The organism is Parabacteroides gordonii MS-1 = DSM 23371 (genome assembly GCF_000969825.1).
Taxonomy (GTDB): domain Bacteria; phylum Bacteroidota; class Bacteroidia; order Bacteroidales; family Tannerellaceae; genus Parabacteroides; species Parabacteroides gordonii.
The window spans coordinates 103,870-112,789 of sequence record NZ_KQ033919.1 but is presented as its reverse complement, the minus strand read 5'-3'; the positions used below and the strand labels follow the sequence as shown (position 1 = coordinate 112,789).

The 8,920-nt window shown below is 44.7% G+C and carries 9 protein-coding genes; 1 reads left to right on the top strand and 8 read right to left on the bottom strand.

Translation table 11 applies throughout. The features are described from left to right. The 5 genes from HMPREF1536_RS00525 to tssD all read right to left on the bottom strand — a co-directional run. Positions 1–386, bottom strand: a 386-nt coding sequence (locus HMPREF1536_RS00525; RefSeq protein WP_010183065.1) for a hypothetical protein, incomplete at its 3' end; no start/stop codon positions are given. 18 nt (positions 387–404) lie between these two features. Beyond that, the gene (locus HMPREF1536_RS00520; RefSeq protein ID WP_028728591.1) at positions 405–692 is read right to left on the bottom strand and encodes an immunity 17 family protein; all 288 of its coding nucleotides are present in this window, start codon (positions 690–692) and stop codon (positions 405–407) included. Next, a complete protein-coding gene (locus HMPREF1536_RS00515; protein WP_005777300.1) occupies positions 658–2,034 on the bottom strand; it encodes a hypothetical protein in 1,377 nt (458 codons plus the stop codon). The genes HMPREF1536_RS00520 and HMPREF1536_RS00515 overlap by 35 nt, the downstream gene beginning before the upstream one ends. 6 nt (positions 2,035–2,040) lie before the next feature. Further along, the gene (locus HMPREF1536_RS00510; protein WP_005777303.1) at positions 2,041–3,804 is read right to left on the bottom strand and encodes a type VI secretion system Vgr family protein; all 1,764 of its coding nucleotides are present in this window, start codon (positions 3,802–3,804) and stop codon (positions 2,041–2,043) included. 110 nt (positions 3,805–3,914) lie between these two features. Next, complete coding sequence (gene tssD / locus HMPREF1536_RS00505) at positions 3,915–4,310, bottom strand: type VI secretion system tube protein TssD (protein ID WP_004310139.1); 396 nt, start codon at positions 4,308–4,310, stop codon at positions 3,915–3,917. 395 nt (positions 4,311–4,705) lie between these two features. On the opposite strand from tssD, the gene HMPREF1536_RS28340 reads away from it, so the two are divergent. Further along, a complete protein-coding gene (locus HMPREF1536_RS28340) occupies positions 4,706–4,828 on the top strand; it encodes a hypothetical protein (RefSeq protein ID WP_005777306.1) in 123 nt (40 codons plus the stop codon). Here the strand turns inward: HMPREF1536_RS28340 and HMPREF1536_RS00500 are convergent. Genes HMPREF1536_RS00500 through HMPREF1536_RS00490 form a run of 3 tightly spaced genes read right to left on the bottom strand, consistent with a single transcriptional unit; the run spans position 4,825 to position 8,920 of the window. Next, positions 4,825–5,628, bottom strand: a complete 804-nt coding sequence (locus HMPREF1536_RS00500; protein ID WP_004310140.1) for a DUF5457 domain-containing protein — start codon at positions 5,626–5,628, stop codon at positions 4,825–4,827. The genes HMPREF1536_RS28340 and HMPREF1536_RS00500 overlap by 4 nt on opposite strands. 5 nt (positions 5,629–5,633) lie before the next feature. Further along, positions 5,634–7,982: a type VI secretion system protein TssR domain-containing protein gene (tssR, locus tag HMPREF1536_RS00495; RefSeq protein WP_011203025.1), complete on the bottom strand. Its 2,349-nt coding sequence runs from the start codon at positions 7,980–7,982 to the stop codon at positions 5,634–5,636. Then, positions 7,979–8,920, bottom strand: a complete 942-nt coding sequence (locus HMPREF1536_RS00490; RefSeq protein ID WP_004310142.1) for a PKD domain-containing protein — start codon at positions 8,918–8,920, stop codon at positions 7,979–7,981. Before HMPREF1536_RS00490 ends, tssR begins: the two co-directional genes overlap by 4 nt.

Below are 8,920 nucleotides of genomic sequence, written 5' to 3'. Positions count from 1 at the left end.
GAGGAGACCGCCGCCGCGATGAAGTCCTGCGGACGGAGGAGGACCCCGACATAAGGGTGAGGCATGGGCACGACGGGGGACGGGGGTATCGTCACGAGGTGGATGTCCACGCCGATGACCGGGTCGAGCTGCTTGGAGATAGGCAGGCAGGCCATGCCCTTCATGCCCATGGCACCCAGTACGGGGAGCATCGCGGCTTCGCTCAGACCGTCGGCAAGGCCGCCGATGGCGGCTGCCGCCTTGACACCCGTGTCGAGGGCATTGACGGACGGTGACACCCCGGCATCGGAGTTCGCCTTGACGCCTTCCGAGATGCCCTTGACCTGCGCACCTACGCCGGTCTTTAGGTTTGCGCTTACGCTGTCGAAATAGCCTGTGTCCGCCATAACTGTCAGTTTTTATCGTTATTTAACTCGAAAATACAAATAGGCAGATGCAACAATGGCAATCACAATAATTACACCGAGCCAAAATCGGAATCCGGTTGGACCCAATAAGTCAAGAAAGAAATTTCCTCCCCAACTTCCGGGTCTGGCGTATGTCCATTTCCAGTCGAATATCAGTCCGACAAGCCAAACCAATAGCAGAAAGATTACTACTAAGTACCCCACTTTAGGGTTCGCATAGGCATATTCGGTTGCATTAGTGAACAGCCTTTCAAGATTTCGCAATATGTTGGTCAGCCATTCCATTGTATTTTCCTAAATTTCTTTTATACTCATACAAATAATTCTCCCAGTTATCTCCTAACACTTTGGTCAGAACTTCATTTATTTCATCGTCACTGACCAGCTTGGAGCGTGCCGAACTGTTTAACAGGCTTAATAACAGGAGAGGATAAGAGGAGTTCTTTATCAGGTCTATGGAAAGTTTGTCGGAAAGTCTGAAACCTTCCACATAACATTCCGCAGCTAACGATTTCTCATAATTATTTTCCCGGCACCAACCACACAGCCTCAATGCTTCACTTTGCATTAGGTAATCGTTGCATCTGGAGTATGCTTCAGCACCGCGATAGTACGTCTCTGCCGCTTCTTTCCAAAGCGACTCTCGTACATAGATGGAGGCTTTCCCCAATAAGGTGTTTCCGAGCAATCGGCAAGCTAAAGAGGGATCTAATTTTTCTTCCCCGATTTCAGCGGCTTCTACGGCTTTGTCGGCAAAGTACATGGCCGTCTTGTAGTCCTTACGGGAAATCTGGTCTGTATATAGAATTGTATATACGGTTACAAATTGACTGATCCAGTTAATGTCTTTCTTCACATTTTCGAGAGCGATATCGAGGCATTTCTTCGCAAATTCCTCTGTTTGCGCTGCATTCCCTTTTTTCACACTGTTCATCAGTTTGATTAATGCCAGCCTGAAATTCGAGGCTGCCGGGTCGCTCTTATCTTCATTCGCCGCTTGTTCCGCGAGTTGCTCCATTGCACCGTCTAAATCTATTGGTGGATAAATAGACACCGCGTCATTGGAGTGTTTGGCCATTAGTTTGCCAAACTGTTCATAGTCTTTTATGTCGGATATCCCCCATACCATTTGCTTGTGGAATGGCAGAGCAAGAGCTTTTTCAAACCATTCACGACATCCGTCATAGTCGTATGTGTTCTTTAGGTTAAAGACAAAACTGCATTTCATATCAGTCCCTTTTACAAGGGATTCTGTCAGCTTGTTGAAGTTGGCAACTGCGACGGAGGCATCGTTTTCCGCTTCTTCCGACTTATAATCAGCTATCCAATCAACACGTTCAAAGACAATATCTTCGGGTTTCTTTGAGTTATTCCAGTATTCTACTTGTTGTGCAATATACCCTACAACATCTTTTGAGAATTCGGTTCTGGAACTGAACGGAAGTTCTATGAGGAACACCATATCTTCCTCTTCGCTATCAAGGGCAAGCATATAGTCATAGAAAGCATCAAGCATACTTTCGTCTCCCGGATTGATGACGATACGGATCAACTTGACCGGTTTCCTGACTGCATCTTCCCATTGGTAGAGCATCTTGTCTGCTATTTGTTGTATGGCGTTGCTCATATGCTGTTAATTCAATTTGACAATAGTTCCGGCTACGGCTGTGGTTCCGGAAGAATCTATCGTAGCCTTTGTTGTACCGCTGACCGTGGCACTGCTGCTGCCGGTTGCTGTAAAATCAGTACTGGAGATATTATAATTGCTGCTTGCTGTACAATCAATATTTTCTGCTGATTGCGCAATATTGGCACCCGCGGACTCTGTTATGTCCTTTTCCGCATTAGATGATATATTGCCTTCGCTATCAATCATTATTTTGTTTTCTCCAACACACAAGGTGATGCTTTTAGAGGCAGATATTGTGATATTTCCTTCTCCGTCTGCCGTATAGCTGTTGCCTTCCTTGTCTTTCATCATAACGCTTCCTTTTTCATCATCAAGCGTTATGGTACAACCGCTGCGGGTAGTCAGGCTTTTTGTTTTGTTTGAACTGCCGCCACCGGTGCCTGACTTTCCATGGAATAAGCTGCCAAGTACAAACGGACGGTTCGGGTCATCATATCTGAATGCCACCATGACTTGGTCTCCCTTTTCGGGTATGAATACAAATCCTCTGTTTGTGGCCACTTTGTCGCTTGTACCTGCGTCAGGAGTGAGTACCCGTATCCACGAGGTTTGCATCGGACCGGTCTGCCAGTTCATCTTGACTTGGACGCGGCCTAACTTTTTCGGGTCCTCGTTGCTGACAACCACGGCCTGCTGTGTATGAGCGACAGGCAGAGGTACATCCGGGCATGGAAGGGTGGGAATAGAGGACGGAAGTGCGGTGAAATAGTTCTGGTAACTGTCACCCATACCGGCTACGTGGGTTATTTCCGTAATGATATAGGTGCCGATGCTATTTTTTACGTGGATACCTATTCCTGTATGGATAGCGGTATGAACATCTATGATACTGCCCACCGTAAGGATGCGGCAATCGCTTTCCCCGGTGATGAAACTGGATGCGGCGCTGTCGCTTTGCTGCCTGCGTTGGAAATAGGCGTCAAGTTCACCCTTATTGGTTATGCGCGGTTCCGCCCGTTGGACAGCGGGAGCGGTAAACAAAGCCAATGACGAGTCAAAGGCCGCTTGTCCTAATGTGTTTTGTCCGGCTGCGGTATCGGGGGATTGGCCATTATAGGTCTGGTCGTTCACCGAATGGTAAGAACTTCCCTTTATTGGTCGGGCAAGTGCCTGCGAGCAGACATCGAGCACGGATAGTTCCTCGCCGTATGTCAGCTTGGTCGTCGAGCCGGCCTGTGGCTTCCCGAATACAAGGTTCTGTCCGTCGTAGTAGAGCCATTCCTGATATTGGCGGGCAAGCCGTTGTATGAATCTGAAGTTGGTTTCCTCGTACTGGCATTCGTATTCCAGCTTCGATTTCGTTTCCGGATTGACAAGAGCTTGCACTCCTGCCTTGTCTGTAAGTTCCTTAACGATGTCAGACAAGGATTTGTTGCACCATGAGGCACAAGTGTGGTCTGACTCCAGTAGGAATGTTGACGAATATCCCGTCACTTTTATATTTCCGTGTGTTCCACCGGAACGATGAAGTCCCACCATGGTGGCCACGCCGACAAAAATAGTGCCGCCGAAGTCCATGATTACTTTTTTCCCAACCCAGTCTTTTGACGCCTCCGGGATTTCCACACCATAGGCTTCTATGGCTTGGATATCCAGCGTTATCTCAAAGTAGTGATGCTCATTGATGCTCTGTTTGAGCATCAACTGCACAAACGACGGCATGGGTATGCCGGCTATTTCCAATGTGACTTTTTTTTGTTCCAGCATGGCGGCATTATATTTGACGGTTTATATCCAAATTGCCAAAGCCGCCCGGCGGAAGTCCGTCGGACGGCCTGACAAATGTTTTGATTTAGGATTTACCTATGTACGCCGATTTATTTCTTCGGCCAACGGTTGTCAAGAGCTGCGCTGCCGACGATGATTTCTTCAGCGGAGAACGTAATGGTGATTGTCATAGGCACATCGTTGTTCGCGTCCAGAGTTTCCGAGTAGTGAACGATGTATGCGTTCTTGAACTGAATCTCCTTCATCTTGGCATCTTCCTCCGTTTTTTTGTAGATAATCTTTCCTTCTACAGGTTTGAAAGGACTGTTCAACATCGCTTCGATGACAGAAGTGTCTTCTGTTGATTCGATGGTTGCTTTTACTCTACCACCCAATACGCTTGAAGAGGGCATACCTTTAGGGTCTGTGTTACGACTAAACTCATAGTTTGAATAAAGGACGTCAAATTCCTTGTTGTTAAGTTCCAATGATGCTCTAAATGCCATAATACTTGGATTTAATGGGTTAAACTTAATTATTTTACTTCGGTTTCTCCGTCCTTGCGCCCTAACCGGTATAGATGCAAAAAAGAGAAAACCTCAAAAACGATTTTTTGAAATTTCCTCTCAGCCTCCGGATGACTCAGTTTTATTGTGGGAAAAAGAGAAGAAAATAAAACATCATCTTTGATGTGAGCAAATATAAGTGCTTATATTCATTTTTCCAAATTTTTTAGCGCGTTTTTTTTGCTGTTATTTTCATTTTAACACGTTTTAAACTAATGTTCGTGTATAAAGCCACTGTCCTATATGATTAGAAACACGCCCCGTTGATGATGTGTCGCTATTAAATTGATTCCCGGTATTGTACAATAACACTTGTAGAAGAAGTTTCATCAGGAATGGACGAAACCGTCGGAAAGAAAACTGCTGCCGGAATGCAGAAAAACGGTATCCACCGCATGAAAGTGGCAGATACCGTTAGCAGATTGACTATGCAGTCTGAATGTTTGCGTATGTCCTAATTCTTACGCCCGTATCGGCAGATGAGCAATGAACTTAATACCAGAAGTGCAAGAGCAATCATCCATGTGTAGATCTTCCGTTCCTTTTCCAAATGTTCGATGTCCGCCGCTTGTTGTTTGGAGCAAGTTGTCAGTATATTAATCTGGGATTGTTGTGCCTTGCAGATATCCATAAGTTCAGAATTAATTCGTTGCTGTGTCTCCAGCGAAGTTTGGATGTTCTTGAAGTTGCGGTTGGTCGTATATGCGTCACGGATATATCCGGGCGTGCTTACCTGTAACGAGGGAACCTGTATGCTATCCGGAAGGTATGTCAGTTCTGCATTATTGCGCCGTTCCGTTGCGAAGCTGTTGAACAGGAGTATGCCAACAAGTGTGCCGCTGATCAGAAAGGCTATTAATGCTATGATGGCAAACATTGTGTTTGATGATTTCGCGACAGGTTGTTGGTACTCTCGTTCAAGCCATGGATGATGGTTCATCGTGTGAGGCGGAATGGATGTTCCATACTCTACAGTCCGGACTTCGGCATTTTCTTCGGTCTCTTTTTTCTCAAGAGCCTTACGTCTTGATATATCCATAAATTCGCGCTTGGCAATCTGGTATTTATCCGCTTGATAAATTACAAGGTCGTTTTTTACCAGCCAGTCAAGAACGTCCTTGACACTCCGTTCTGATACCTTGAGGTTGCTGATGCTCCAAAATATTTCTGCACAAGATACCCATATTGGCTTCTGGAGGCACTTCTGATATAGGATTTCAAGAATCTCTGCCTGTAGTTGTTCTCTTGTTGGTTCCATTTTATTTACAGTATTAATTGTTTCGGAATAAAATAATATTTCTTGCCGGCGATGAATACAGGTCTGAAGAGGTTGCGTTGATACATGTCTTCCAGTCTCTTCATCTTTGAAATCAGGGTTGTATAGCCACTATTAAAGTCCGTCAGCTCAACCTTTCTTTTCTTTAGTTTCTTCACCTTTGTTGAATTTAAAAGGCTGTCATTGGCCATGACTCCCGTCTTACAATAGAAGATTTGAGCCAAATATGGATTTCTGGGCAATACTTTTCGATAGAAACTTCTGTTTATGCTTTTCTTTTGCCGGTTAAATTGCTTGCGAAGCACTCTTAGCTCCTTTTTCCCTATGTTATCTGAGAACTCCGGGAGCAGTCTCCTGTAGCTTTGCAGCAGTTCCATCACTTCCTTGTCATCGAGTAGATATCCATATTCGTACCCGTCCATTATACTGTCCGCTACGGAGGCCTTTATATAGTAGGTGTCATTCACGCTGTTTCTATCTATATCGTCAAGGCTCATACTGTCAGGATTTTCCGTATGATGGAATATATGCGTCAGTTCGGATGTGGGACGGCTTCTTAGGACACCTATATTTCGCTCATAATCTTTAAGTGAGTGCAACAGTAGGCTGTCCGTCTCGAAAGATTGCCATAATACGGAATCCAAAGCTGTTTCCAAAGCGTTGCTTTCCAGCCTGTTTCTACCTTTAGGGAATAAGATTCCTCCTACCGTAAGGCTGTTGTATGGAGCATCATACAGGTATAAGTTGGCATCCGTAGCTTCTATGTTCTTGAACAGCTCCGTCTTTACCAGTCTGCTGTCTGCGATATAATTGGATATATGGTCTATGTATTTCGTAGAATGGCTGTCCAGAATGGATTTGGCCTGCAATAGGAAGTCCTGATAAGAAGTGCCTGATGCTCTGTCTATCTGGGCAAACAGAAGCCTTGCCGGTTGGGTTGCCAGCCACGAGAGTTGTTGCTCGTGCAAGGATAAAGTTTGTTTTGACCCTAAAATGACAAATACATTGTTGCTGAAACGGCTTTCGTCATCATAACGGGAGATTTGTTTGATAGCCCCGCCAAAACCGTAAAACGATGATTGTTCCTCTTGCTCGTTTTTCCGTTTGGAAGAAATGGATTGTTTGATATAGTCGAGCCAGGCTGAAAAGTCCTTGGTTGGGGCCAAATGTCTGTTTTCTCCGTTGGAGGATATGCAGGTTGCCGAGAAAGTGTAGTCATACCCGGGCTTCATTTTCAGCTTTAGGTTCTGTAGCACATTGATATATGGGGATAGATAAGGCAGGTCGGCATCATTGAACAGTAGATGTATGTTCACGTTTTTGTTTTCCGCTTCCATCTTTCGGACATCGGAAACCATGATGTCTCCGCCTTTGATATTGATAATCTTATTCCAGTTCTTGTCCCAGACGGACAAAGGATAGTTCAGCCGGATATTCCCATTCGTCATAGGCCCTGCCGGGTTTCCATCCAGGTTGAACAACATCGTACCCTGAATATTCGCATTATGTAATGCCAACGTATCGGGATACATTAGGTTGACAGCACACAACAAAGAATCACGGTATCGTGAATAATCAATATGATACACCTCATTTTGGCCGACTTCTGCAAGAAGGTCAGCGGGAACCCACCCTAAAAAGCGTTTGGTACTGTCTGATAATGCGGGAACATTGGAAATCAATGCGGATTTGCCGCTCTTGTCCAACTTGTATAGGTAAACAACCTCTCCGCTGACAACTACCGCATCCGTTGTTGTTTTCAAAAACGGCTCTCCGTATATTTTCAGGGTATCTCCATTGAAGAATTGATGGATATCGAACAGCTTGTTAATGCTGTTTATGCCTATACGGTACCTTATCGGCTGGTTGTTGCGGGGATTGATGCGGGCATGGTCGTACATCAGTACATTTTCCGATGGTATCCATCCGGCATAATTGACTTTACGGGGTTCCTTAAAGTGTCTCTTGCTGTTATACAGGAAACCTATTATCGACTTGGGCTTGCCTGTAATGTCTGGGTCAGCCTGAACGAGCTTGTAGGTTCCGTTCTTTTCACCTACTATGTAATAGGGTGTGCCAATTCCATGTGAAGACCGCTTACGCTGGAAATACGGGTCTTCATAACTTTGATTTCCGGTCCTGTCCGAATAGACAATTCTGTTTGTCTTGCTTTTCTTTGTTTTGACAGGAGCTTCTGTTGATTCCGGATAATTGAATATATCCTTATCCATTATTTGTATTCTGTCGCGGATGGACACTTGGGCAGATACGTTGCACGCAAGAGTAATCATCACGGCCACAGAAAACAGATTTCGTATGAGATTCAGTTGTTTCATTTTTCAATATAACTTTGTGTCACATGGATGGACTTGACGCAATTCAAATCGTCAATTTTAACATCATCAATACTCACACGCTTTTTCCTGTTGCTTTCAAGAAAATGCAGTCCTTGGCAATAGCCGTTGAAGTCATTGTATTTTTCATCATTGATGACGACCACTACCTGGTCTGCATCAATGCAAAAATATTTGTTACGGATATAATTCGTATGTTCGTAATAGACCGACTTTTGTGAGACTTTGGCGTCAGCTATGGCTTGCAGGTGTTTTTTTATATCATTCTGTACCAGTACCAACGAATCCACCGTGACCAGTTCCTCTGCTTTTTCAAAGCGTGGGAGAATGGTTATACGGTGCTTCACCGGATATTTCGTCGTATTGGTTTGTAATGAGATGGTGTATTCTCCCGGAATATCATACGAATACACGACTTGCTGCTCGTATGCGTCCACAGTACCGCTTTCTCCAAATTCCCATAGCCATGTGTCCATACCATAGCCTTCTGCCGAAAAGACCAGCTCTTCACCTTGATAACCCTCTGACACTCCATTTATACGGGGTATGGAATCAATGGCCTCATGCTCCAGCCCTGAGATAACTTTGATATACTTGTTTACGGAGTGTTTTCCGTCTATTTTCAAAGTAATAAGATATTTGCCGGCCTTACGGTAAGTGTATGACACATCCGTATTTCTCATCAGTGTATCACCGTTTCCCATTTCCCAAATGAGCCGCTTGCCTTTAATCGCTGCCGTATCGTTGACTAATAGCTCCAACCGCTCATTGACCTCATAATGAAAATTATCATTGGTGTCATACACATAAAAGTCAATATTGGCAAGGTGCGACTTCGAAGGCAGGAACAAAAACAAAAGGATACCTGCCATGGCAACCAGTCCCAATATGATGATTGTTATAGTTTTCTTATTATCCAT